18 protein-coding genes and 4 pseudogenes are annotated in these 24,664 nt (G+C 66.4%); 12 read left to right on the top strand and 10 right to left on the bottom strand.

Features of this window, described 5'->3' with window-relative positions:
• The first annotated feature begins 202 nt into the window (after nt 1–202).
• A complete protein-coding gene (msrB, locus tag ABL312_RS03775; protein WP_349360041.1) occupies nt 203–616 on the top strand; it encodes a peptide-methionine (R)-S-oxide reductase MsrB in 414 nt (137 codons plus the stop codon).
• Between the two features lie 601 nt (nt 617–1,217).
• Here the strand turns inward: msrB and ABL312_RS03770 are convergent.
• Entirely contained in the window at nt 1,218–2,165 is a 948-nt protein-coding gene (locus ABL312_RS03770) for a transposase (RefSeq protein ID WP_349357457.1), read from the bottom strand.
• Between the two features lie 277 nt (nt 2,166–2,442).
• Nucleotides 2,443–4,647, bottom strand: coding sequence for a hypothetical protein (locus ABL312_RS03765; protein WP_349360040.1), 2,205 nt, complete (start codon nt 4,645–4,647; stop codon nt 2,443–2,445).
• A 580-nt stretch (nt 4,648–5,227) separates the two neighbouring features.
• Here ABL312_RS03765 and ABL312_RS03760 point away from each other — a divergent pair.
• The 6 genes and pseudogenes from ABL312_RS03760 to ABL312_RS03740 form a co-directional block, all read left to right on the top strand.
• A complete protein-coding gene (locus tag ABL312_RS03760; protein WP_349360039.1) occupies nt 5,228–7,897 on the top strand; it encodes an EAL domain-containing protein in 2,670 nt (889 codons plus the stop codon).
• Nucleotides 7,898–8,139: 242 nt separating this feature from the next.
• A pseudogene (locus ABL312_RS20895) lies at nt 8,140–8,473 on the top strand (excinuclease ABC subunit UvrB); the annotation flags it as partial.
• Between the two features lie 89 nt (nt 8,474–8,562).
• Nucleotides 8,563–11,064, top strand: a pseudogene (gene uvrB / locus ABL312_RS03755) (excinuclease ABC subunit UvrB); the annotation flags it as partial.
• A 147-nt stretch (nt 11,065–11,211) separates the two neighbouring features.
• Nucleotides 11,212–11,809, top strand: a pseudogene (locus ABL312_RS03750) (transposase).
• A gap of 49 nt (nt 11,810–11,858) precedes the next feature.
• On the top strand, nt 11,859–13,331 hold the full coding sequence (gene drt5, locus ABL312_RS03745) for an antiviral reverse transcriptase Drt5 (protein ID WP_349360037.1): 1,473 nt from the start codon (nt 11,859–11,861) through the stop codon (nt 13,329–13,331).
• A gap of 116 nt (nt 13,332–13,447) precedes the next feature.
• Nucleotides 13,448–13,613, top strand: a pseudogene (locus tag ABL312_RS03740) (IS5/IS1182 family transposase); the annotation flags it as partial.
• A 500-nt stretch (nt 13,614–14,113) separates the two neighbouring features.
• On the opposite strand, the gene clpS reads toward ABL312_RS03740, so the two are convergent.
• The gene (gene clpS / locus ABL312_RS03735) at nt 14,114–14,419 is read right to left on the bottom strand and encodes an ATP-dependent Clp protease adapter ClpS (RefSeq protein WP_349360036.1); all 306 of its coding nucleotides are present in this window, start codon (nt 14,417–14,419) and stop codon (nt 14,114–14,116) included.
• A gap of 91 nt (nt 14,420–14,510) precedes the next feature.
• Here clpS and ABL312_RS03730 point away from each other — a divergent pair, with 91 nt between their 5' ends.
• Together ABL312_RS03730 and ABL312_RS03725 are read left to right on the top strand one after the other, a co-directional pair.
• Complete coding sequence (locus ABL312_RS03730) at nt 14,511–16,661, top strand: S9 family peptidase (RefSeq protein WP_349361336.1); 2,151 nt, start codon at nt 14,511–14,513, stop codon at nt 16,659–16,661.
• A 112-nt stretch (nt 16,662–16,773) separates the two neighbouring features.
• Nucleotides 16,774–17,337, top strand: coding sequence for a DUF3833 family protein (locus ABL312_RS03725; protein ID WP_349360035.1), 564 nt, complete (start codon nt 16,774–16,776; stop codon nt 17,335–17,337).
• Between the two features lie 237 nt (nt 17,338–17,574).
• On the opposite strand, the gene ABL312_RS03720 is transcribed toward ABL312_RS03725, so the two are convergent.
• Entirely contained in the window at nt 17,575–17,784 is a 210-nt protein-coding gene (locus ABL312_RS03720) for a DUF2892 domain-containing protein (RefSeq protein ID WP_349360034.1), read from the bottom strand.
• 151 nt (nt 17,785–17,935) lie between these two features.
• On the bottom strand, nt 17,936–18,616 hold the full coding sequence (locus tag ABL312_RS03715; protein ID WP_349360033.1) for a Crp/Fnr family transcriptional regulator: 681 nt from the start codon (nt 18,614–18,616) through the stop codon (nt 17,936–17,938).
• A 123-nt stretch (nt 18,617–18,739) separates the two neighbouring features.
• Here ABL312_RS03715 and ABL312_RS03710 point away from each other — a divergent pair, with 123 nt between their 5' ends.
• Nucleotides 18,740–19,102 (top strand): hypothetical protein, encoded by a 363-nt coding sequence (locus ABL312_RS03710; RefSeq protein WP_349360032.1) that lies wholly within the window; start codon nt 18,740–18,742, stop codon nt 19,100–19,102.
• A gap of 23 nt (nt 19,103–19,125) precedes the next feature.
• Here the strand turns inward: ABL312_RS03710 and ABL312_RS03705 are convergent, their stop codons facing one another.
• The 5 genes from ABL312_RS03705 to ABL312_RS03685 form a co-directional block, all read right to left on the bottom strand.
• Entirely contained in the window at nt 19,126–19,584 is a 459-nt protein-coding gene (locus ABL312_RS03705) for an RES family NAD+ phosphorylase (RefSeq protein ID WP_349360031.1), read from the bottom strand.
• A 135-nt stretch (nt 19,585–19,719) separates the two neighbouring features.
• Nucleotides 19,720–20,154, bottom strand: a complete 435-nt coding sequence (locus ABL312_RS03700; protein WP_349360030.1) for an antitoxin Xre/MbcA/ParS toxin-binding domain-containing protein — start codon at nt 20,152–20,154, stop codon at nt 19,720–19,722.
• A 251-nt stretch (nt 20,155–20,405) separates the two neighbouring features.
• Nucleotides 20,406–21,005 (bottom strand): superoxide dismutase, encoded by a 600-nt coding sequence (locus ABL312_RS03695; RefSeq protein ID WP_349360029.1) that lies wholly within the window; start codon nt 21,003–21,005, stop codon nt 20,406–20,408.
• A 303-nt stretch (nt 21,006–21,308) separates the two neighbouring features.
• Nucleotides 21,309–21,716: a DUF4332 domain-containing protein gene (locus ABL312_RS03690; protein WP_349360028.1), complete on the bottom strand. Its 408-nt coding sequence runs from the start codon at nt 21,714–21,716 to the stop codon at nt 21,309–21,311.
• 105 nt (nt 21,717–21,821) lie between these two features.
• On the bottom strand, nt 21,822–22,205 hold the full coding sequence (locus ABL312_RS03685; protein ID WP_349360027.1) for a DUF2267 domain-containing protein: 384 nt from the start codon (nt 22,203–22,205) through the stop codon (nt 21,822–21,824).
• Nucleotides 22,206–22,358: 153 nt separating this feature from the next.
• Here ABL312_RS03685 and ABL312_RS03680 point away from each other — a divergent pair, with 153 nt between their 5' ends.
• Together ABL312_RS03680 and ABL312_RS03675 are read left to right on the top strand one after the other, a co-directional pair.
• A complete protein-coding gene (locus ABL312_RS03680; RefSeq protein WP_349360026.1) occupies nt 22,359–23,909 on the top strand; it encodes a helicase HerA-like domain-containing protein in 1,551 nt (516 codons plus the stop codon).
• Between the two features lie 41 nt (nt 23,910–23,950).
• Complete coding sequence (locus ABL312_RS03675) at nt 23,951–24,649, top strand: amino acid racemase (RefSeq protein WP_349360025.1); 699 nt, start codon at nt 23,951–23,953, stop codon at nt 24,647–24,649.
• The last annotated feature ends 15 nt before the right edge of the window (nt 24,650–24,664 follow it).

Below are 24,664 nucleotides of genomic sequence, written 5' to 3'. Positions count from 1 at the left end.
CGGTCAAAGGAACGATTCGTGCGTGTCTATCGGGAGTTGGTTAAGATTTGCCCCACATATAACCGCCCCCCCTGCGGGAGCAAGCGAATACCGCACGCGCTCCCATAGGTTTCGACAATTGTCGCAGGCCGAGTTGTCAGGACCCGCGGGCACGCCTATTTCCCAAGTTGCAGAACGCCCTCGCAAAGTCGGACCGAGCCCCATGACGAATGCATCGAATCACCAAAAGGTCGAAAAGAGCGACGCCGAGTGGAAGGAAGAGCTCACGCCGGAGCAATTTCACGTGCTGCGCCGCGCCGGCACCGAGCGGCCCTTCACCGGCCCCTATTGGGACACGTTTCGCCCCGGCCTCTATTCCTGCGCGGGCTGCGGATCGCCGCTGTTTCGCTCCGATACCAAGTTCGACGCCGGCTGCGGCTGGCCGAGCTTCTTCGAGGCGGTGTCGCCCGAGGCGGTGACGGAGCACGAGGACCGCTCGCACTTCATGGTGCGCACGGAAATCCGCTGCGGCACCTGCGGCGGGCATCTGGGCCACGTCTTCCCCGACGGCCCCGCCCCCACCGGCCTGCGCTACTGCATGAACGGCACCGCGATGATCTTCGAGGAAGACGCGTAAGGCGCGCCGCCTCTCCCGCGTCCCCCCGGACGCAGGCGAAGCCGGAGATCCGGGGCCCAATCGATGCCGGAGCCGAAGCGGCGGTGCGGACAGCGGCCCGGCAATCCCCTCGCCCCATCCCCTCCCGCTCGGGTGCCAATGGGCCCCGGCTCTCGCGGACGCTCGGCCGGGGTGACGGCGGAGTGGGATCGAGAGGCCCGCAATCGCAGCATCCTTTCGGGGCTCCCGCACCGCGCGGGCACGCGCCTGAGAATGCCTCAAACGGCAGCGCGCGGCCGCCGCCCCGCGCTCCCCGTCGCCCCCTCTCCGCGCGCCCCCGGACGCAGGCGAAGCCGGAGATCGGGGCCCAATCGATGCCGGAGCCGAAGTGGCGGTGCGGACAGCGGCGCGGCAATCCCCTCGCCCCATCACGTGCCCTTCGGGCGCCAATGGGCCCCGGCTCTCGCGGACGCTCGGCCGGGCTGACGGCGGAGTGGACGCGAGGCCGCGTGATAGCGGCGCCCTTTCGGGGCTCTCCGATCCCGGGTCGCGGCTTTGCCTTGCCCGGGATGACGCGGCGCACGAGCCCCGATCCCGCCAGAACAGCCCCCTCTCCGCGTCATCAACTCATTGCGTTGAGTTCGTCTCTCATGCGTGCATTTAGGATGACGACGATCTTTCTCATGACGGCCGTGAGAGCGACGAGCTTCTTCTTTCCGTTTTCGACAAGTCGTTGATAGAAGGGCTTTAACGGGCCCTTGCTGCGTGCCGCGCCAAGGGCGGCCATGAACAGGAGGGAGCGGATCTGCGGGCGTCCGCCGCGGGTCTTTCTGTAGCCCCGGAGTGTCCCGCTGTCTCTGGGGTGCGGAGCAAGGCCAGCGAGAGAGGCGGCCTGCTTGCCGGTCATCGTCCCCAGTTCGGGCATGGTGGCGGCGAGTGCGATGGCGGTTCGCGGCCCCACGCCCGGAAGGCTGCGGTAAAGAGCGATGCGCCGGGCAAGCAGTCTGCAGCGGACGCACAGCGCGTCGATGGCTGTATCGAGCGCCGCCAGTTGCCGGTCCAGCGTCCGCAGGAGCGCCTTGCAGGAAGAGGCAATCAACGCGCAGCCCGGAGACTTGGCCCGATTGAGCTCGGCGACCCGGATCGCCATGAGATCCTGCCTACGGGCCACGAGCGCGGCCAGCCTGGCCTGTGTGTCTCCGCTTGGCTGATGCAGCGACAGGCGCTGCCAGCGCTCCTGCCCGTAGGCGGCGAGCAGACCGGCGTCGATCGCGTCGGTCTTGGCCAGGCGTCCGAAGGAGCGTGCGAAAGCCTTGACCTTCAAGGTGTCGGCCCGGTGGCAGGGGACCCCTGCGGCCCTGAGTTCAACCAGCAGCAGGCGTTCATATCCGCCGGTCGGCTCGCAGACGACCAGCGTGCCGGAAGGCAGGCCGGCGACGAGCTTGCGGATCGCGCGGGTCGTGTTGGCGACGCTGCGCGCCGCATTGCCGCGACAGGCGGAGACGGCCAGCGTCTGCTTCGAGACATCGATGCCGACGACATGGGGTGGGGCATGTTCCAGAAAAGCCATGGCGGTGGTATCCTGATCAGGCTTCGGATTGTTCGCGGGCGTGGTGACAGCCAGAGGCCCCATCAACTCTCCAAGCGGGAAAAGGAAGCGGCAGGGACCCTGATGACGACGGGTGGAAACCCAATCCCGGAACGGTCGCCTGCCACCGGTCTCCCGGCAATCTATGGGCCGGGAGACCGCCCCCACTCTAACACTCCTTCAAACGAACAACCCCGGACGCAGGCGAAGCCGGAGATCCGGGGTCGGGGCGCCGACAGCAGTTGGCGCGCGCGCCGCGTCAGTCGTCGCGGCGGATGAGGCCGGTGACGGCGGCGGCGAAGATCGCGGCGACGATCCAGCCGGCAAGCACGAAGACTTTTTGCGCGTAAAAGGTCACCGCGCCCCACCATCCGCGCGCCGGCGACGGCGACCACGCCGCCTCCTGCCCGAGCTCCACGAGCGGCACCACCACGTCGATGGCATAGGCGAGCGCGTTGAAGGTCTCGTAATCGCGCCCGGCCCCGGTGCCGGAGGACCAAACGGCGGCCGCGTTCACCGACGCCCCGAGCGGGCCGTTGGCGATCTCCGTCCAGCCGGGCGACAGCAGCACGACGGGGGAGTTCGGCGCAAAATCCCCGGCGGTCCAGGCGGATTGGGCAAGACCCGCCATCGCAGCGATCAGCAGGGCAAGCGCCCACAGGCTGCGCAGCGACGCATAGCCATAGCCGGTCACGGTGCGCAGGATGCGGTCGCCGATATGGCTCCCGGCGATCCGCAGGCGTGTTTTCACGTTGGCCCAGAGCAGGCGATTGCGGAAGTTGAGTTGCGCCAGCCCACGCTCATGCGGGTCCGGGACGCGGTCCCCCACCGGATCGCCGTGCAAACGGTTGAACACAGGCGCCAGCCGTGCAGCAAGGTCGCCCGCCAACTGCGCCGACCTCGTTAAGACCGCGTGCGTCGCCTCGGATGGATTGATGCTGTACCATCGTAAATCGCGCCGAAAGCGCCGCTCCGCGCGCCAGCGGCGCCGGGCGGCCCGCCGCTGCTCCCGTTCGTTGGCGATCAGGACCCTGCGCGCCTCGGTGCGATGCCCGCTCTCCCGCAAGACCTTGGCCAGCTGCTGATAGGGCTGCGGATGGAAGTCACTGCCGAGCCGTGCGCCCTTCTTGAGCCAGGCGAGCCGCATGTCCATGTCGAGCGGCCCCACCACATTGTCATAGGTCATGCCGACGAGGCTGAGATTGCGGACCTTTTCCCAACTTGCGCGATCATCAACGAGATCAGCGACATGCGCTGCGTGCAGGACTACCGCGCCATTCACCGACACCAGGTCGCGCCAGAACATGCCGCCCAAGACCTGCATGCGTTGCCCGTTGAGCGCCGTCCCATCGCCGCCGTCGAGCTTGGCGCCGTTGCAGGCAAGCTGCCCGCCGATCTCCGCGCCAGCCAAGTTCACCTTGCCGGTGCTCTCGAGCTTCAGCAGAAACACGCCGCCGGTGATCGTTGCACTGTGGGCATTGAGCGCCATCCCGCCGCCGCCGTCGAGCCTGGCGCCCGTGCAGGCAAGCTGCCCGCCGATCTCGGCGCCCGCAAGGTTCACTTCGCCGCTGCTCTTAAACCCCTCCAGAAAGACATCGCCGGTGATTGTCGCCCCTTGCGCGTTGAGCGCTTCACCGCCGCCGTCGTCGTTGAGCTTGGCACCGCTGCAGTCCAACTGCCCACCGATCTCGGCGCTGTTAACATCAACCGTTCCGGTGCTCTCGAGCTTCAGCAGAAATACGCCGTCGGTGATCGTTGCACCTTGCGCGTTGAGCGCATTTCCGTCGCCGCCGTCAAGCTTAGCGCCGTTGCACGAAAGCTGCCCGCCGATCTCGGCGCTGGTTACATCAACCGTTCCGGTGCTCTCAAGCTGTCGCAGAAACACGCCGCCGGTGATCGTTGCGCTGTGCGCGTTGAGCGCATTTCCGTCGCCGCCGTCGAGCTTGGCGCCGTCGCAGTCAAGCTGCCCGCCGATCTCGGCGCCGACGAGGTCGACCGGCCCGGCGCTCTCGAGGCGGGCGAGCCAGACGTTTCCTGAGACGCTCGCGCGCGACGCAAAGAGCCCCGGAAGCCGGCTGCCCGCGAGATCGAGTCGCTGCAGCCGCGCCTGCGGCGCCAGAATTCCCATCTCTAACATGCAGTTTCGCATCAGCGTCGCGCCGCGCGCCGTGGCGAAGCTGAGATCCAGCGCCCCCGCCACCCAGGCTCCCTGGAGCCCTACGCCGCGCTCGTGCACCCGGCAGCCGTCGCAGCCGCCGAGGATGAGGTAGCGCAGCAGGTCGGCGCGCACGGTGCGGCCGTCGCTCGGGTCCGAAGGGCGCGTGCCGTCCTCCAGAACGACCATCTCTCCGGCCTGACAGCCCGCGATCAGGGCATTTTCGGCACGCGTCAATTCGCCCTGCGCCTCAAGCGCGTCGATATCCGCCTTGGATCGGATGGGCATCGGCAGCGGGTTTTCGGACATGGGGCAACGGCTGGACTGCGTTGGTGGCGGAAGGCGCGAATGCAACCCGACGCTAGGCGCTTCGCCCCACCGCCGCAACGCCCGGCGTGCCCGCATCCCCAGCCCGGCCCGCGTATGCCCGGACGCAGGCGAAGCCGGCGAGCCGGGGGCCAATCGATGCCCGAGCCGGAGTGGCGGTGCGGACAGCGCCCCCCCCCTCGCCCCATGCCCACCCGCTCGGGTGCCAATGGGCCCCGGCTCTCGCGGACGCTCGGCCGGGGTGACGCCGGAGTGGGCTCGAGGCTGCGTGATGACGGCGGCGCTCAAGGCTCGCGGAGAGTGCCGGCCCGCATCCGCGCCGGCCGGCGGCCCATCTTGCCTCGCGAAACCTCACAATGTCAGGACTTGCAGGAAAATATCGATAAAGTCGTTTTCTGCCTCCGCAACGTCGGCAATGCGGAGAGGTAAGCACTCACATTTGTGTGATCATTTGAAAAACAATGCAGAATCAGGTCTCTTAAAGATCTATCCCTCGAGGTCCACGTAGGAAAAATATAAACTTCCGTTGAGATCGCGACACGCCGGACCGCGGACCCCATCGATGCTGCTGCAATACGTTTCCAATCTCGGCCTGCTGTCGTTCGGCGCCCTCGTGCTGTTCTTCCTGCGCATCACGCTGGACGTGTCGCGCCATGCCATTGTGAGCAAGGTCGTCATCGGCTGCACCTTCGGCGCGATGAGCGTGATGGTGGTCAATGTCCCGCTCAGCATTCCCAACGGCGCGACCTTCGACACCCGCGCCGGACCGGCGATCCTGTCGGCCTTCTACGCCGGGCCCGTGGCGGGCCTGCTGACCGCCGCGATCGGCGCCATCGCCCGATATCAGGTGGGCGGGCCGGCCGTCGTCGGAGGGATCCTCAGCTTCTTCTTCTACGCCGGCGCCGGATGGGCGGCGGGCTATTATCTTCTGTCGGTCAAGCGGCGCCTGCCGACGCTGCGCGATCTGGTGGCCATTTCCGCCGTCGGAACGCTGCTCGCCGTTCCCGCCCTCTTCATCGGCTCCGGAATTGCCTTCGGCCTGAGCCTGCTCGCGGTGGCCTGGCCCTATCTGCTGATCGGCAATATCTCCGGCGTGGTCGTGCTCGGCCTGACCACCCGCGAGGTGCTGCGCGCCAAGCAGAACCAGGACGCGCTCAGCGACGCGGTGATCACAGCCGATCTGGCGCGCGCCTCGGCGCAGCTGGCCCTTTGGCAATACGATCGCGCCATGGACCGCGTGACGCTGGACGAGGCGGGGCTTGCCCTTTACGGCCTGGATCCCGAAACCTTCTCCGGCAGCTATGCCGCCTGGCGCGAGCGCATCGTGGAGGAAGACCGGCCGGCGCTCGACGCGGCCATCGCCTCCGCGCGGCGCACGGGCGCGGCCTTCGACGTGACGGTGCGGGTGCGCCAGGACAGGGACTGGCCGCGCTGGGTGCGCGCGACCGGGCAGTTCCGCCTGGAGGGCGGACGTCCCGGCGACGAGGCGATCGGCGTGCATTCCGACATCACGGACCTGCGTCAGCTGGAAGCCGACCTGCGCCAGACCGCCCATGAGGCCTCGGAGAAGTCGCGCAATCTGGAGGTCACCCTGTCGTCGATGAAACACGGCGTGGCGGTGCTCGACAAGGACGGCTGTCTGGTGCTCGTCAACCAGCGCGCGCTCGATCTGTTCGACATGCCGAGGGACGTGGCGGCCGTGGGACGGCACTACACGAGCTTTCTGCGTTATCACCGCGAGCACGGCAATTTCCATCTCGACCCGGACGAGGCGATGCGGCGGATCTGGGAGCGGGTCGGGCGCGGCGAGATCTACCGAACGCGCATGCAACTCACGCCGGATCGGGTGATCGCCGTCACCGTCGCCCCCATGCCGGACGGCGGCTGGGTGGAAACTCACGAGGACATCACCGAGCAGGAGCGTGCGGCCGCGCAATTGCGCGAGGCGGCCGAGCGCGACGGGTTGACCGGCCTCGCCAATCGCGCGGCCTTCGACCAGGCGCTGGAGGAGGCCGTGCGCCGCGGCGCGGCGGGCGCGTCCGGCGAGGCGCTGATGCTGGTCGACCTCAATGATTTCAAGACCGTGAACGACAGTTACGGCCATTCCCTGGGCGATGCGGTGCTGAAGCGCGTGGCGGCGATCCTCGACCGGGTCGCCGGCGAACGGCATCTGGCCGCGCGTCTGGGCGGCGACGAATTCGCGATCCTGTTCCGGCCCGGCACGCAAGGCGACGACAGGCCGGAGGCCCAGGCGCGACGCGTGATCGACGAGATCGCCCGCACCCATGTCTTCGACGGCCTGCGGGTCAAGCTCGGCGTCAGCATCGGCATCGCCGCGATCACCCCCGATTGTCGGTCGCGGGCCGAGATCATGACCCGCGCCGACAGCGCGCTCTACAAGATCAAGTCGCAGCGCGAGATCGGCTTCCGGGAATTCGACAAGACCATCGAACGCGAGATCACGCGGCGCAAGCGCCTGGAGGGCAAGCTTCTGACCGCCGCCAAGGCCGAGACCTTCGCCCTGCACTATCAGCCGATCATCGATCTCGCACACGACCGGGTGGTGGGCCACGAGGCGCTGCTGCGCTGGCAATGCCCGAACGGCACGATGGTGCCGCCGTCGGAGTTCATCCCCATCGCGGAGGATCTCGGCACGATCGACGATCTGGGGCTTTGGGTTCTGGAGACCGCGGTCAAGGAGGCGATGCACTGGCCGGCGGACGTCTGCGTGTCGGTCAATGTCTCGCCGCGCCAGCTCGGCAAGGACATGTTCGTCGGCGCTGTCGAACGGGTGCTGGCCAAATGGCAGCTTGACCCGGCGCGGCTGGAGTTCGAGATCACCGAAAATGTGCTGATCGAGCGCAATGACGCCACCTTGACCGAAATCCAGGCCCTGCGCGCCCTGGGAACGCGGATCGCGCTGGACGATTTCGGTACCGGCTTTTCCTCGCTCAGCTATCTCCACCGCTTCCCGCTCGACAAGATCAAGATCGACCGCTCCTTCGTCTCGCGCATCACCAGCGATCACACCTCGGCGTCGATCGTCTCGACCATTGCCAATCTGGCCCGCAACATCGGACTGGACACCACGGCGGAGGGCATCGAGACGCAGGAGCAGAAGGCCTTTCTGGCGCTCGCCGGCTGCACCAACGGCCAGGGCTTCCTGATCGGACGACCGCAGGCCGAACCGCTGCTGCCCGAGGCGCTGATCCACGAACCTGCCCGGCGCTGAGCGAAGGCGCCCGCTCCGGACCGCGCCCCGGACAAAGCCGGAACGACGGGGTTTCCGTCGCCGGCCTTTCGGACCATATTGCGGCCATGGCCAAGCGACCCGACCCGACCCGCCCCTCCGCCGCGAAAGCGAAACCCGAGCCGGAGGCCGATGCCTATCCGACCGCCGGCGAGCCGGACGCGCCCGCCGGCTTCGGCGAGGCGCCGCAGGCGCCGCTCACGGGCGCGCCGCTCGGCGGCGGCATTTCCGACTGGGCACGACAGATCACCGAGGACGATGCGGCGCCGAGCCGGTCGGCGCCGAAAGCCGGCGCGGCCGGCACGGGCAAGCGCACAGCGAAAACCTCCGCCCGCGAGCGCGAACGCGCCGGCGGCGACGGGTCGGTGCGCGCCGAGGTCTCCGAGGGACGCGGCGCGAAGCTTTCGCCCAAGGGCGCCAAGGCGAAGGGCCGGCTCCAGCCCCCCGCCCGATCCGCGCGCGGCACCTCCATGGGCGCCTCGAACGATCCCCGCGAACGCGCCGCCGGCGGGCTCAACCCGGTCGCCGGCCTGGACATGAGCCTGGAGGACGCCGAGGCGCTGCTGGCGAAGCAGGTCGCGGAGACGAAGAAGCGCACCAAGGGCAAGGGCAGGAAGCCCGCGCCGGAAATGTCCGACGGCACCACCGGGCATACCGCCACCGTCGAGGCGCTGTCGGCGCTGATCGAGAGCGGCAACCCGCTGCACAAGAACGGCGAGGCCTGGGTTCCGCATCGCCCGGAGCGGCCGGAAAAATCCGAGGGCGGTGTCGAGATCGTGCTCAAGTCGGAGTACGAGCCGAAGGGTGATCAGCCGACCGCCATCGCCGATCTGGTGGAAGGTCTCCAGACCGACGACAAGACGCAGGTGCTGCTCGGCGTCACCGGCTCGGGCAAGACCTACACGATGGCGCAGGTGATCGCCCGCACCCAGCGCCCGGCGCTGATCCTGGCGCCCAACAAGACGCTGGCCGCCCAGCTCTACGGCGAGTTCAAGTCGTTCTTCCCCGACAACGCGGTGGAGTATTTCGTCTCCTATTACGACTACTACCAGCCCGAAGCCTACGTCCCGCGCACCGATACCTACATCGAGAAGGAATCATCGGTGAACGAGCAGATCGACCGGATGCGCCACTCGGCCACCCGGGCGCTGCTGGAGCGCGACGACGTCATCATCGTCGCCTCGGTCTCCTGCATCTACGGTATCGGCTCGGTCGAGACCTACACCGCCATGACCTTCGCCATCGAGGTGGGCGAGCGCATCGACCAGCGGCAGCTGCTCGCCGATCTCGTGGCGCTGCAATACAAGCGCAACGACGCCGCCTTCCAGCGCGGCACCTTCCGGGTGCGCGGCGACACGGTGGAGATTTTTCCGGCCCACTACGAGGACCGGGCCTGGCGCGTCTCGCTGTTCGGCGACGAAATCGAGTCGATCACCGAGTTCGACCCGCTGACCGGCCAGAAGGCGGCGGAGATGAAGTCCGTCAAGATCTACGCCAACTCGCACTATGTGACGCCCAAGCCGACGCTCGATCAGGCGATCAAGTCGATCAAGAGCGAGCTGAAACAGCGGCTGGAGGAGCTGAACGCCCACGGCCGGCTGCTGGAGGCGCAACGGCTGGAGCAGCGCACGCTGTTCGACATCGAGATGCTGGAGGCGACCGGCTCCTGCGCCGGCATCGAGAACTATTCGCGCTATCTCACGGGCCGCAATCCCGGCGAACCGCCGCCGACGCTCTTCGAGTATCTGCCCGACGACGCCATCGTCTTCATCGACGAAAGCCATGTCACCGTGCCGCAGATCGGCGGCATGTATCGCGGCGACTTCCGCCGCAAGGCGACCTTGGCCGAATACGGCTTCCGCCTGCCGTCCTGCATGGACAACCGCCCCTTGCGTTTCGAGGAGTGGGACGCCATGCGGCCGCAGACGATCTGCGTCTCGGCGACGCCGGGAAGCTGGGAGATGGACCAGTCGGGCGGCGTCTTCGCCGAACAGGTCATTCGCCCGACCGGTCTGGTCGATCCGCAGATCGACATCCGCCCCGCCTCGTCGCAGGTCGACGATCTGCTCGGCGAGGTGCGCGCGGTGGCGGCCAAGGGCTATCGCGCGCTGGTCACCGTGCTGACCAAGCGCATGGCGGAGGATCTGACCGAATATCTGCACGAGAACGGCGTGCGGGTGCGCTACATGCACTCCGACATCGACACGCTGGAGCGCATCGAGATCATCCGCGACCTGCGGCTCGGGGCCTTCGACGTGCTGGTCGGCATCAACCTGCTGCGCGAGGGGCTGGACATTCCCGAGTGCGGGCTGGTCGCCATTCTCGACGCCGACAAGGAGGGCTTCCTGCGCTCCGAGACCTCGCTCATCCAGACCATCGGCCGCGCGGCGCGCAACGTCGACGGGCGCGTGCTGCTCTATGCCGACCGGACGACCGGCTCGATGGAGCGCGCCATCGCCGAGACCAACCGGCGCCGGGAGAAGCAGGAGGCCTACAACGCCGAACACGGCATCACGCCGGAAAGCGTGCGCCGCTCCATCGGCGACATCATGGACTCGGTCTACGAGCAGGATCACGTCACGGTGGACGCCGGCTTCGCCGAGGACGGCAAGCTGGTCGGCCACAATCTGCAGGCGCATATCTCCGATCTGGAACGGCAGATGCGCGAGGCGGCGGCCGATCTCGACTTCGAGACCGCCGCCCGGCTGCGCGACGAGGTCCGCCGGCTGCAGGAAACGGAACTGGCCGTGGCCGACGATCCGCTGTCGCGGCAATCGGAGCTGGACGAGAGGACCGGCGGCTACAAGGGCGACCGGAAATTCGGCAAGGGCGGCACCAAGGCCGGCGCCAGCGGCGCCAGGAAGGAAACCGCCCGGGACCGCGCCGCAAAGGCCCGCGCGGGTGCATCCCCCTTGCCCGACACGTCAAGAGTGCGCAAGAATACGCTCGACGAGATGACCGTGGGCCGCACGGAAGTGCCGCTGTCGAACCGGCCGCTGCCGACAAAGCCGGTCAACCCGGCGCAACAGGCGGAGGACGACGCCCGCCCGCTCCGCCGCGGCAAGATCGGCGCGGGGTCCTATGAGGACCCGGCGGAGGAAAAGCGGCGCCGGGGGCGGCCGAAGAAGAGTGGACGGCCGGGGCAATGAGGGGCATTACGCGGCACACTTTCCTGAGGGAGCCGAAAACGCTAGTTGGTAGATGAGAATGGGATATAGGGTCAAAACCTATTGATCGTATTGATTTAACGCACCAAGCCAGCTTCAAGATTTTCAATCAATGGGGCGGTGGCTTGGATGGGGCGCTTGTTTTGGTTGTCGGATGAGCGATGGGCGGTCATCGAACCGCTCTTGCCGAGGAACAAGGGCGGCGCGCGCCGGGTCGATGACCGTCGGGTGATTTCCGGCATTATCCATGTGCTCAAAGTGTGCTGCAGGTAGTGCAATTGTCCGGCAGACTATGGGCCTTCGACGATGATCTACAACCGCTTCAACCGATGGTCCCGCAAACGGTTCTGGACGGACCTAGTCGAAGCGCTCGCGGCGTCCGGCACGGTCACCAAAAGCACCTCCATCGACAGCACCTACGTCAAGGCGCATCGCTCGGCCTATGGCGGAAGAGGGGGCGAAATAACTGCTCGCCCACAAGGGCTATTACGCCAACAGTCTGCGAAAGCGCTCGCGCCAGGGCGCAATCATCCCGGTCATTCCCGGTCGTTCCAACCGAAAGCGCGCCATCCGTTATGACAAGTCCCGCTACAAGAGCCGACATCTCATCGAGAACGCCTTTTGCCGCCTGAAGGATTTTCGCCGTGTCGCAACCCGCTACAACAAACTCGCCAGGAACTTTCTTTCCGCCGTCGCCTTGGCTAACCTCGTCGCGTTCTGGCTATAATTGAGTCTAGAGCTTAACAATCAAACAGATTTGTGCCACGCGTGTTGCCATGCAGACGTCCAGAGAATTTTTCGAATACGATTTCACCAGCACACTGTTTCCGATGGAAACGTGCCGATTTCTCATTGGCAACGGAGCAGTTGAAATTAGTTCTCATATTCAAAGGTGTTTGAGCAAATCAGACGAAGACAAATCCTACCAATTTCTCGCGCAGACGCGCGTATATGCGTCAAAGCCTCGGAACCATCTTCGTCGAACTGTGAAGCTTGACCCTGTGTCTGAGTTCTTTCTGTATGACGTAGTCTTCCGAAATCGTTCAAAGTTTCGCAAGCCTTTCCACAATGACAAAAAGCACTTCGGATATCGCTTTGAAGATGGGAAACCTATTCCCGCAACAGCTTCCTATACGGGATACAAGAAAGCAGTTGTCGCATATGCTGCAAAGTTCGACCATTCTTTGAGCTTTGATGTCGCTTCATATTTCAACGGCATTTACCACCACGACATTGTTGCATGGTTTGCCAACCTGGGTGTCGATATGGACGACGTGAGCGCCCTTGGCACATATTTGAGGCAAAGCAACTCAGGGCGGAGCATCGACTGTTGGCCGCAGGGAATGTACCCCGCCAAAATGGTCGGCAGTGACTTTCTGCGATTTATCGAACAGCACCACGGAATTAAGTCTAGCGCTGTTGTCCGTTTCATGGATGACTTTGTCCTATACTCAGACGATCAAGAAACGCTGAAAGAAGATTTTTATTTGATACAAAAATTACTTGGCCAGAAGGGTTTGACGGTCAACCCCAGCAAGACTGTTGCTGGCGGCGCTGTCGCCGCACAAGTCGAAGATAACATTGACGAAGTGAAGGCCAACTTGCTCGCCAAACGCAGAAAGGCTGCGCGTCTCGTATATCTGGATGACTTTGAATCTGCGTTTGAAGAAATTCAGATTACAGATAAAGAACTTGAATACCTACGAGAACTCCTAAAATCGCGGCACCTTGAGGAAGAAGACGCTGAGCTTGTCCTGAGCCTTTTTCGTGACCATCCCGAGGAAGTGCAGCCTCACCTTGCGCACTTTGCCACGAGCTTCCCCCACTTGGCCAAAAACATTTGGTCATTCTGCAAGCACATCGAAGATAATGATTTTATCGGAGAAATGATTTCTGCAGCCACTTATTACGGTGGCTTGCAAGAATATCAAATATTCTGGTTTGCTTGGATTTTGCAAGACTATGCGATGAACACAAAATACGCCCCTGAAATCATTTCAAGGCTCTACAATCATCCGAATGCTTCAATTATCTCAAAGGCCAAGATTTTGGAAATCTCCGACAACCGATTTGGGCTTGTGGAAATGCGTGACGAACAACTTGTTGCTGGCCGTTCTGATTGGCTCGCATGGGCAAGTGCGGTCGGTCACAGAAGTCTATTGCCGATATCACGCAATCATAAGCTTGAGTATTTCGCTAATTCATCACCAATGAACCATTTAATCAAATCAATATTGTCTGGAACTTAAACGCTTTTACTCGGGCCACTGCAAGAGACCTGCTCCACTGAATGTACCCGTTCATAGGCTAGGCTCCAGGCTCAATTATAGCCAGAACGCGACGAGGGTAGCCAATGCGACGGCTGACAGCCTATGGGCCTTCGACGACGATCTATAAGCGGTTCAACCGCTGGTCCCGCAAACGGTTCTGGGCGGATCTGGTCGAAGCGCTCGCGGCGTCCGGGCGCGGTCACCAAGAGCACCTCCATCGAAAGCAGCTACGTCAAGGCGCATCGCTCGACCCATGGCGGAACTTGTGCCGGGGATCTTCGTCGAAGGCGAGTCGGCAGTGCGTCTCGCCGCTCCCGCGCCCGACTGCGCCGCCCTCGGGTCGGCCGACGTCCCTCTGGGCGGGGCGGCGGCGGAACGCGCCGGCGACGCGACCTGCCCGCCGCGCTGAAACGCTTGCGGAGGTATCCAAGAGCGCCCGATCTCGGGCGGCCGTTGCGCTAACGCGGACCGGCTGAGGGCCCCAATGGACCCCGGCTCGGAGGCCGGGGTGACGCAGGTGGGTGGGGTGGATGTGGCGGTACGCCGCTAACTGGCGTGGCCGGCCCCGAAATGGGAGGTAAACCGGCTGCCCTTTCGGCCTGGTGGTCACCACGGACACCGCGCAGGCGGCGGTCCTGTGTCAAATGACGCCCCCGACCGAGGTGGAGGGCGGCGCGGCCGGGATATGTTTCCCGCATCCCTTTAGCGGACAGTGCGATGCTTGGGCCTCACCGCGGATGCAACTCCGCTCGCTATCCCCCTCACGCCTCCGGTTCGGTCTCGAACCTCAGGGGGAAGCCGTGGGCCTTGGCGGCGTCGCTGGCGCGGGTGGCCTTGGTTTCGGCGACGTCGCGGGGATAGACCGCGACGACGCAGACGCCCTGCTGGTGGGCGGTCAGCATCACCTTGAAGGCCTCGTCGTCGGACATGCGGAACTCGGCCTTCAGCACCGCCACGACGAATTCGCGCGGAGTGAAGTCGTCGTTCACCAGAAGCACCTTGTAGAGGCGCGGACGCTCCGTCCGGGTTTTGGTTCCGGGCGCCAGTTTGGTCGCATTGTCGGTCATGGGCGTGTTTCATATCACAGGCGGCGCGGATTTGCACGCGCGCGGGCGCGCGACCCTTGCCTTCGCGCGGCGAACCGCCTACCTCCGCCTCATGCTGAACCGACCGAACACCCCCGCTCCGCGCGCCGCAAGGCGCCCCGTCACCCACACCGTCCACGGCATCACGCGAACGGACGATTACGCCTGGCTCCGGGCGGACAACTGGCAGGAGGTGATGCGCGCGCCCGACACGCTCGACGCCGACATCCGCGCCTATCTGGAGGCGGAAAACGCGCATCTCGAGGCCGGGCTCGCCCACACGCAGGACCTGCAGGACACGCTCTTCGCCGAGATGAAGGGCCGCATCAAGGAGGACGACAGCTCCGTTCCCTCCCCCGACGGCGCCTATGCCTACGGCGTGCGCTATGTCACCGGCGGTCAGCACCCCCGGCTGGTGCGCATTCCCCGCGAGGACATGGACAGCGAGGACATGCAAAGCGCGGATGGGGGCAGCGACAGCGCCCGCGAGGAGGTGCTGATCGACGGCGACCGCGAGGCCGAGGGCAAGGCCTATTTCCGCCTCGCCGGCGCGATGCACGCGCCCGATCACAGCCGCCTCGCCTGGGCGCATGACGACACCGGCTCGGAGTTCTTCACCCTGTCCATCCGCGATCTCGCGACCGGGGAAGACCTGCCGGACCGCATCCCCGACACCGCCGGCGGCGGGGTGTGGTCGGCCTGCGGGCGCCATGTGTTCTACGTCCGCCTCGACGCCAATCACCGGCCGTCGAAACTCTTCCGCCACGAGATCGGCACGGATGTCGCCGACGACGTGCTCGTCTACGAGGAGCCGGACGCCGGCTTCTTCATGGGTGTGGGCAAGACCCAGTCGGGCCGCTTCATCGTCATCGACGTGCACGACCATGAAACCTCGGAAGTCCGGCTCATCCCGGCCGACGATCCGACCGCCGCGCCCCTGCTGGTGGCCCCGCGCGAGACGGCGGTGGAGTATTCCATCGAGGACGACGGCGGCGACCGGCTCGTCATCCTGACCAATGCCGACGGGGCGGAGGATTTCCGCATCGCGACCGCGCGGCTCGCCGATGTGCGCGCGGGCCAGGGGCGCGCCGCCTGGTCCGATCTCGTGCCGCATGTGCCGGGCCGGCTGATCCTGTCGCACACGGTCTATGCCAAGCACATGGTGCGGCTGGAGCGCGAGGACGGCCTGCCGCGCATCGTCGTGCGCCGGCTCGCCGACGGCACCGAGCATGCGATCGCCTTCGACGAGGAGGCCTATTCGCTGGGGCTTTCGGACGGCTACGAGTTCGACACCAACCGCATCCGCTTCTCCTATTCCTCGATGACCACGCCGTCGCAGGTCTTCGACTACGACATGGAGACGCGCGCGCGCACGCTTCGCAAGACGCAGGAGGTGCCCTCGGGCCACGACAGGGACGCCTATGTCACCCGGCGCATCCACGCCCCGGCGGCGGACGGCGAGACGGTGCCCGTCACGCTGCTTTATCGCAAGGACACGCCGCTCGACGGCTCCGCGCCCTGCCTGCTCTACGGCTACGGCTCCTACGGCATCACGATCCCGGCGAGCTTCAACACCAATTGCCTGTCGCTGGTGGACCGCGGCTTCGTCTATGCGATCGCGCATATCCGCGGCGGCAAGGACAAGGGCTTTCGCTGGTACGCAAACGGCCGGCGGGAGACCAAGGCCAACACCTTCACCGATTTCATCGCCGCCGCGCGGCATCTGGCGGGCGAGGGCCTCACCTCGGCGGAGCGGATCGTGGCGCAGGGCGGATCGGCCGGCGGCATGCTGATGGGCGCGGTCGCCAACATGGCGCCCGACGCCTTCGGCGGGATCATCGCCGAGGTGCCCTTCGTCGACGTGCTCAACACCATGCTCGACGAGACGCTGCCGCTCACCCCGCCGGAATGGCCCGAGTGGGGCAACCCGCTCGCGCGGGAAGAGGACTACCGCGTCATCGCCGCCTATTCGCCCTATGACAACGTCGAGGCGAAAGCCTATCCGGCGATCCTCGCCGTCGGCGGGCTGACCGATCCGCGCGTGACCTATTGGGAGCCGGCGAAATGGGTCGCGCGGCTGCGCGAGCGCAAGACCGGCGATGCGCCGCTGTTCCTCAAGACCAACATGGACGCCGGCCACGGCGGGGCCTCGGGCCGCTTCGACCGCCTGAAGGAAGTCGCGCTCAACTACGCCTTCGCGCTGTCGGTCGTCGGCAAGGCCTGACCGCACTCCCGGTCGCGGTCCCGGGCGCGCGCCGGGCCGCGATCCGGCCGCGCGATCCGGGGCGGTGGGTGGCACGTAGACAGGGGCAAATTCTCACCCGGAGACCCTGCCCATGCCCTTTGCCATTCCTTCCCGCACCTCTTTCGGATTGCGGCGCCTGTGGCCGGCGCTGGCCGTCGTGTCGTCGCTCGCGGCGATGGCCCTTGCCGCCCCGGCCGCTCTGGCCAAATCGGATGCCCTCGTTCTGGAGGAGTATTTCCAGGGCCGCACGGTCGGCAAGGGGGTGTTCGAAAGCGGGATCGCCGGGGTGCGCCGGGAGTTCACCGTGGTGACGCACGGGACCTGGAACCCGAAGACCTTCACCCTGCGCCTGCGCGAGGATTTCGCCTATGACGACGGGGAACGCGACACCAAGGTCTGGTTCTTCCAGAAGGTCGCGGCCGACCGTTACATCGGCACCCGCTCCGACGTGCTCAATCCGGTGACGATCCGCGCCGGGGGCCCGAGCATCACCTTCAGTTATGCCGCCGAGGTCGCGACCGGGGACGGACCCGTCGCACTGCGCTTCTTCGACACGCTCACCAGGGTGGACGCGCGCACGGTGCGCAACACGGCCGATGTCATGAAGTACGGGATCGTCGTGGGCACGGTCGATCTGACCTTCCGCAAGCGCTGATGCGCAGGGCCGCAAGCGCTGACGCGCGGGGGTCCGGACGTCGGCACGAAAGGAAGGACCGGAGACCCCGTCGTCTCCGGTCCGCGCAAGGCCCGCCGGCGCCGTCCGTGGCTGGTCGGCGACGCCGCCGGTCCGTGCCTTTTCCCCCTATTGTCGATCGGGCCCCCCTTTTGTCGACGGGGCCCCTATTGTCGACGGGGCCCCTTTTGTCGACGGGGCAAGGGGGAGGAGTTCGCCTCAGTTCGTCTTGCAGGTGTTCATGCCAACGAGCGTGTAGGCCGGGCACCAGCGCAGGAACGCGGTGACCAGCGGCACGACGCCAATCCAGCCGACCCATTTCCAGGCGATGTCGGCGGGGCCGAACAGCGCGAAGGCGATGAGCGCCAGTCCGGCGACGATGCGGATGATGCGGTCGGTCGAGCCGACGTTGGTGGTGACGAGTGCCATGAGACTGCCTCCTGTGCGGGCCGTGCCGCCCGTCGCCTGTCGCGCGGGCCGACATGCGGCCGATGTCTGACGGAACGACCCTAGCGCCCGGGCGCGCGGGCGTCGGTGACTAGGTCACACAGGATGCGAACCGGAGCATGACACGGGCGGATCAGGCCGGGTCGTCCGGACACAGGCGTTCCAGCCGCGCGCGGTCCAGCACCGCGATTTCGCCCCGGCGCCGGTCGACGATCCCTTGCGCCGCCCAGCGGGCCAGCAGGCGGGACACCACCTCGCGCGCCGTGCCCAGATCGGTCGCCAGATCCGCCTGGGTGGCCCGCAGACAACCGTCGCCGCCGGCGCGGCGCAGCAGCAGGCGCGCCAGCCGGGCGTCGACACGGTGGAAGACGGCATCCTCCATCGTCTTGAGGATCTCGCCCAGCCGATGCCCGAAGCCGCGAAACACCAGCCGCCGGAAGGCGGGCGACTCGTCAAGCAACGCCGCGACGCGCCCGGCCGGCAGCATCAGCGCGCGTGTCGGGGCCTCCGTCTCGCCGGTCGCCGCATATAGGTCGTCGCCGAGGAGACACGCCGTGGTGAGCACGCAGGTCTCCCCCGCGCCGACGCGGTAGAGCACCATTTCGCGCCCCGTGTCGGCGGTGAAGGTCACGCGCACGCTGCCCGCGAGCACCAGGATCCACCCCCGGCAGGCCTCGCCGGGCGCGAACACCCTTTGCCCCTGCGGCAGGTCGAGAACCTGCGCCTCGGCGGAGATGCGCGCGGCAATCTCTCGCGGCACGCCGGGCAGATCCAGGGCTTGCAGTGTCCCGGCATTGATCGCATTGTCCGTCACGGCGTCGTCCTTGTTTCGCGTTGGCGGAAGTCTTAGCGCGGACACGCCGGCACGCCGTCGCCCGCCCCGCCTCCAGGTCCGGCGACGCGGCGCGCCACCCTTGCCCGTTCGATCGAGGATCGCATGACCAAATCCTTCACCGCCACGGTGCTTGCCGCAAGTCTCGCCCTTGCCGCCTGCACGCCCGCCTCGACCACGACCGGCGACGGGGTCGTCGAACGGCTTCTCTTCGCGCCGACCTACGACGAGGCCTATGTGCCGCAAACCTACGGCACGCGCTACGACTGCCGCAGCATGACCGCGCAATACGGCGCCGCCAACGTGTGGCGCGGCCTGATCGGCGGGCGCAAGCAGGTCGACTTCAAGACACGTCCCTACTCCCGCGAGGGGTGCTTCCGCACCGAGGCGGAATGCCGCGCCTTCCTCACCTACATGTCGGGCTTCCTGCTGCAGACCTTCACCCGCGAGTGCCGCAAGGGCGCGTGAGACGGGGCGGACAACGGGCGGGCCTATCCACGCTCCGACACGTCGCCGGCGAGCATTTCGTCGAGCGTGAAGACCCGCTCCACCTCCAGAAAGTCCGCCAGCCGGTGCACCGGGTTGATCAGGTAGTTGAATCCTTGCGCGCGGGCCGAGGGCACGCGCAGCAGCGGCGCGCTGGTGCCCCGCAGCCAGGCATCGCCGATCCGCCGCGTGACAAGCGGATCGTCGCGCCAGCTATCCGGCAGGTCTTGCGGGGCGAGCTCCTCGACCGTCGCGGTGGCGGGCACCGAGATGCGCAGGAGACAGAAGCTGTCGGGCCACAGAAGCGGGGGCAGACCGAGGCCCTCTTCCACCTCGATCCGCGCGAGGGCAAAGCTCTCGGCGCAATAGACGACCGCCCGCCCGCGATTGTGCCAGCGCCCGGAGGCGACCAGACCGCCCCGGCCGCTCAGATCGCGATAGTTGGAAAGCCGCCACACCCGCATGTCACACGCCCCCCGCAGGCGCGCGGCAGGCGCGCCGGCATTCAAGGGGAATCATACACCGATCGGTCACCCTGACCAGAACGGCGTTTCAGGAATGGGGGCGGTGCGACCGGGCACGGGGAGAACGGCGGGGCGTCAGGCGGCCATGCCGAAATCGATGCGCGAGAGAAGATCCTCGACGGCATTCGCGCCGGTTTCCGTTCCAAGGCATTCGATGGGCGCCCGGCCCGACAGCGCCTTGCTCGGCGTGCGCAGCCACAGGAACGCCTTCCGGTGATTGTCGAACACCTGCTCCGCGAGGCGCACGACACGGGCGAAGCGGCAGGCGCGGTCGGAATGCTCGAGCGACAGGCGCGACGCGCTGCGCACATCCTCCGGCCGGCCGGAGGGAAACACGACCCGGTCGATCTCCGTCTCCGCGATCCCCATTTCCGACAGGATGTCCAAGAGCCGACGCTCGACGTGGAAATCGACGGGCGAGGAAATCGCCAGGGTCTCGGCCTTGCGGTGCAGGCGCTCCAACTCGTCGATCAGGGATTTCGGGTTTGCATTCGTCCGGGCAGACGTCATCGTATTGCGTTCCATCGATAGGATGTCCTGCCCCATCTCCCGACCCCGGCGGGCCTCGCCACGGCAGGATGCCCCTCACAGTCCCCTCAGACTCAGCGCCCAAAAGGTTAACAAAAGGTTAACGCCTCGTCCCCGCCCCGTCATGCGCCGGGGCCGCGCCCGGAGGAACCGGCACAAGCACGCACCTCTACGAAAAAGGCGGGCGACCGGGTCGCCCGCCTTTCGCGGTTTGCCAGATGCCGGCGTCGTGCTTACGACGCGGCCTGGAACAGCTCGTCGACGTAGTCCCAGTTGACCAGGTTGTCGACGAAGGCTTCCAGGTACTTCGGCCGCGCGTTGCGGTAGTCGATGTAGTAGGAGTGCTCCCACACGTCGACGCCCAGCAGCGGCGTCGCGCCGTGCACCAGCGGGTTCTCGCCGTTCGGCGTCTTCATGATGACGAGCTTGCCGTCCTTCATGGCGAGCCACGCCCAACCCGAGCCGAACTGCGTCGTGCCGGCGTTGATGAAGTCGGCGCGGAACTTGTCGTAGCCGCCCAGATCGCTGTCGATCTTCGACGCCAGGCCGCCGGGAAGCGACGTGCCGCCGCCGTTCGGCTTCATCCACTTCCAGAAATGGATGTGGTTGTAGTGCTGGCCGGCGTTGTTGAAGAGGCCGGCGTTCTTGCCGAAGCTCTCCTTCACGACCTCTTCCAGCGACTTGCCCTCGAGCCCGGAGTCCTTCAGCAGATTGTTGCCGTTGGTGACATAGGCCTGATGGTGCTTGTCGTGGTGATACTCCAGCGTCTCGGCGGACATATAGGGGCCGAGCGCGTCGTAGGCATAGGGAAGATCGGGAAGTTCAAAAGCCATAAAATCATCCTCCAGATGGAAGCATGTCGGGCGAAGATCCTCGCCCCCCGCCAGCCGGCCGGCCGGCCGCGCGGCGGGAAACCTCGTTTGTGTCGCGGCACCGGAAAAACCGGCGTCCGCGGCGCGGCGGCCCGTCCGGCCGCCCGCGTCCCACGCCGGCAACATAGGACCTCGCGTCGCCCTCGGCAACGCATCATACGGAAAAACCCTGAGGAATCGGCATCGACGGACACCGTGTCCCGCCCCCGCCGGACGGCGTCCGGCGGCGTGTTCCGCAGCGTCCGAGGCGCGCGTGGCCCCGCGTCAGTAGGTCATCATGGGATCGAGCGCCTTGGCCTGCTCGACCCATTTTTCCACCGCGCCGGCGCTGGGAAGCTGGCGGACCAGCTTCTTCTCGCCGTTCACCTCGGCCATCTTCGCGTGCAGGTTCGCCGCGTTGCGGTGCTTGAGTTCCTTCACCGTGTCGACGCCGGCGGCTTCCAGAAGTTCGGAATACTCCTCGCCGACCCCGGAAATGCGCATCAGGTCGGCCATGTTGGCCCACTTCAGAATGCGCTTGTCGTCGATGCCGGTTTCCTCGGCCAGCGCCTTGCGGCCCTTGGGGTCCTTCGCCCGCTCCAGATAGGCGGCCGTCGTCTTGATGCCGATCGCATTGAGCTTCTCGGCATAGGCCGGACCAATGCCTTCAATCTCGGAAATCGAATAGGACATCTGCACCTCCATCGTCGCCGGCCCGCGCCGGTCTCTCTCCTCCGACGGCCCTCACAGTCTGCCGAAAGCCCCGCCGGGCGACCGAACGCCGCCCGGACCGCGCCTTCACAGAACCTGATTGAGACCGGGGATCGCGTTGACCACCTCGTCGACCGTCTCGTCGCCGGCGTGCTCGCGCGCCACCGCGACCAGTTCCTGCGTCACGGTCTGGACCTGCTCCATGTCCAGGCCGGCATTGGTCAGCTCGTTGAGCGCGGCCATCGCGCCCATGCCGCCGCCCAGCATGCCGCCGAGGCTGCCGAGCAGGCCGCCGCCGCTGCTTTCCTCGGTCAGATAGGCTTCCGCACCGGGAAGCGCCGCGATGATCTGCTGGACCTTGTCGCTCGGTCCGTCCCGGTTGAGGAAATTGAGGATGATGGAGACGGCCTGCTTCGCTGTGTCCTCGCCGATGCCGGCAGCACTCGCGATGCGGCCAATGATCTCGTCCATGTCTCTCTCCCGAGAATCGGTGCGTGTCTCGCGATATCTGACACGACTGGCCGAAGCATCTCAACCGCTATACAGGCGCATTCGCGCGGGTTACATGAGGTTTTGTCAAGGCGATCCGTGAGGAATCGCGCGCAAGCGGCGTGGGAGCGACAGGTGCTGGACGACGACAGGATCTTTCTCGGCGGATCGGGCAAGCCGGAATACCTTCATCTCAAGCTCGCCAACCGGCACGGGCTGATCACCGGGGCGACCGGCACGGGCAAGACCGTGTCGCTGCAGATCCTTGCCGAGGGCTTCTCCAACGCCGGCGTCCCGGTCTTTTGCGCCGACGTGAAGGGCGACCTCTCCGGCATCGCGGCGGCGGGCGAGGAAAAGGACTTCCTGGAAAAGCGCGCCCGCACCATCGGCTTCGACGAGGACTATATCCTCGAGGACTTCCCGACGCTGTTCTGGGATCTCTTCGGGGAGAAGGGGCACCCGATCCGCACCACCGTGTCGGAGATGGGGCCGCTCCTGCTCGCGCGGCTGATGGATCTCAACGCGACGCAGGAGGGCGTACTCAACGTCGCCTTCGAACTGGCCGACGACGAAGGGCTGCTGCTGCTCGACCTGAAGGACCTGCAATCGCTGCTCGCCCATGTGGCGGAGCGCTCCTCGGAGCTGTCGCGGGTCTATGGCAATGTCTCCAAGGCCTCCGTCGGCGCGATCCAGCGCCAGCTTCTGGTGCTCGAGCGCCAGGGCGGCGAGGCCTTCTTCGGCGAACCGGCGCTCGACATCCGCGACATGATGCGCACCACCCGCGACGGGCGCGGCCAGGTGTCGGTGCTCGCCGCCGACAAGCTGATGGCCTCGCCCCGCCTCTATGCCACCTTCCTGCTGTGGCTCCTGTCGGAGCTCTTCGAGGAACTGCCCGAGGTCGGCGATCCGGACAGGCCCCGCCTCGTCTTCTTCTTCGATGAGGCGCATCTGCTCTTCGACGAGGCGCCCAAGGCGCTGATCGAGAAGGTGGAACAGGTCGTGCGGCTGATCCGTTCCAAGGGCGTGGGCGTCTATTTCGTCACCCAGAATCCGCTCGACGTGCCCGAGACGGTGCTCGCCCAGCTCGGCAACCGCATCCAGCATGCGCTGCGCGCCTATACCCCGCGCGAACAAAAGGCCGTGCGCGCCGCCGCCCAGACCTTCCGCCCCAATCCGGATCTCGACACCGAACAGGTGATCATGGAACTGGGTGTCGGCGAGGCGCTCGTGTCGACGCTGGAGAAAAAGGGCGTGCCCTCGGTCGTCCAGCGCACGCTGATCCGTCCGCCGTCGTCGCGCCTCGGGCCGCTCACCGATGCCGAGCGCCGCGACCGCATCGCACTCAGCCCGCTGTCCGGGATCTACGACCGTGTCGAGGACCGCGAGTCGGCCTTCGAGGTGCTGAAGCGCCGCGCGGAGGAAGCCGCCCTGCTGGAGGAACGCCAGCAGTGGCGCGAGGAACAGGAAGAGCGCCGGCGCGGCGAGACCCGCCGCTCGCGCTCCGGCTTCCAGCTGCCCGATTTCGGCCGCGACGACCGGCCGGCGACGCGGCGGCGCACCACAAGGCGCTCGCGCAGCGACAGCGTGGTGGAAACGGCGGCGAAATCCGTCGCCCGCTCGCTCGGCTCGGCGCTCGGGCGCGCGCTCGTGCGCGGCATCATGGGGTCCCTGAAGCGGGGGTTTTGAGGCGCGGCGGCCGCATCTTCGAAAGGCAAGCGGGGATTGGCATGCAGAAGATCGGGTTGATCGGCGGCTTGAGCTGGGTTTCGACGGCGGAGTATTATCGCCAGATCAACCAGCGTCTGCAGAGGCGTCTCGGCGGAGTGGCCTCGCCGCGCATCGTGCTGGAAAGCGTCAATCGTCAGGCCTATGTGGACGCCGTCATCGACCGGCGCGACGAGGCGGCGGCCCTGGCGCAGATCCTCGACGCCGCCCGCGCAGCCGAACGCGCCGGCGCCGATTTCCTCGTCATCACCTGCAATGACGTTCATCGCTTCGTCCCGGATATCCAGCCGCATCTCTCGATCCCCTTCCTGCACATCGCCGACGCGACCGCCGACGCGATCGAACGGGCCGGCCTGACCCGGGTCGGTCTTCTGGGCGTGCGCAAGACGATGGAGGGCAGCTTCTACGGGGACATCCTCGGGCCGAGGGGCATCGCGGCGCTCGTCCCGGACGAGCCCGACCGCAGCTACGTGCACGACCGCATCTACGACGAGATGGTGCACGACGTCTTCACCGACGCAACGCGCGCGGGCTACCAGCGCGTCATCGGCAACCTGGCCTCGCGCGGCGCGCAGGGCATCGTGCTGGCCTGCACCGAGATCCCCCTCCTGCTGTCGGGCGAGGACGTCGATCTCCCGACCTTCTCGACCACCGACCTGCATTGCGCGGCGGCCATCGACCGCGTCGTCGCCGCGCTTTAGGCTCCCGACGACGCC

The sequence above is a fragment of the Stappia sp. genome (assembly GCF_040110915.1).
Taxonomy (GTDB): Bacteria; Pseudomonadota; Alphaproteobacteria; order Rhizobiales; family Stappiaceae; genus Stappia.
The sequence above is the reverse complement of the archived record's forward strand: the minus strand, read 5'-3'. Positions and strand labels throughout refer to the sequence as shown.

Bases quoted from the DNA above. Each gene is read 5' to 3' on its own strand.
- msrB (WP_349360041.1), top strand. From the start codon at position 203: ATGACGAATGCATCGAATCACCAAAAGGTCGAAAAGAGCGACGCCGAG.
- ABL312_RS03770 (WP_349357457.1), bottom strand. From the start codon at position 2,165: ATGGCTTTTCTGGAACATGCCCCACCCCATGTCGTCGGCATCGATGTC.
- ABL312_RS03765 (WP_349360040.1), bottom strand. From the start codon at position 4,647: ATGTCCGAAAACCCGCTGCCGATGCCCATCCGATCCAAGGCGGATATC.
- ABL312_RS03760 (WP_349360039.1), top strand. From the start codon at position 5,228: ATGCTGCTGCAATACGTTTCCAATCTCGGCCTGCTGTCGTTCGGCGCC.
- drt5 (WP_349360037.1), top strand. From the start codon at position 11,859: ATGCAGACGTCCAGAGAATTTTTCGAATACGATTTCACCAGCACACTG.
- clpS (WP_349360036.1), bottom strand. From the start codon at position 14,419: ATGACCGACAATGCGACCAAACTGGCGCCCGGAACCAAAACCCGGACG.
- ABL312_RS03730 (WP_349361336.1), top strand. From the start codon at position 14,511: ATGCTGAACCGACCGAACACCCCCGCTCCGCGCGCCGCAAGGCGCCCC.
- ABL312_RS03725 (WP_349360035.1), top strand. From the start codon at position 16,774: ATGCCCTTTGCCATTCCTTCCCGCACCTCTTTCGGATTGCGGCGCCTG.
- ABL312_RS03720 (WP_349360034.1), bottom strand. From the start codon at position 17,784: ATGGCACTCGTCACCACCAACGTCGGCTCGACCGACCGCATCATCCGC.
- ABL312_RS03710 (WP_349360032.1), top strand. From the start codon at position 18,740: ATGACCAAATCCTTCACCGCCACGGTGCTTGCCGCAAGTCTCGCCCTT.
- ABL312_RS03705 (WP_349360031.1), bottom strand. From the start codon at position 19,584: ATGCGGGTGTGGCGGCTTTCCAACTATCGCGATCTGAGCGGCCGGGGC.
- ABL312_RS03700 (WP_349360030.1), bottom strand. From the start codon at position 20,154: ATGACGTCTGCCCGGACGAATGCAAACCCGAAATCCCTGATCGACGAG.
- ABL312_RS03695 (WP_349360029.1), bottom strand. From the start codon at position 21,005: ATGGCTTTTGAACTTCCCGATCTTCCCTATGCCTACGACGCGCTCGGC.
- ABL312_RS03690 (WP_349360028.1), bottom strand. From the start codon at position 21,716: ATGTCCTATTCGATTTCCGAGATTGAAGGCATTGGTCCGGCCTATGCC.
- ABL312_RS03685 (WP_349360027.1), bottom strand. From the start codon at position 22,205: ATGGACGAGATCATTGGCCGCATCGCGAGTGCTGCCGGCATCGGCGAG.
- ABL312_RS03675 (WP_349360025.1), top strand. From the start codon at position 23,951: ATGCAGAAGATCGGGTTGATCGGCGGCTTGAGCTGGGTTTCGACGGCG.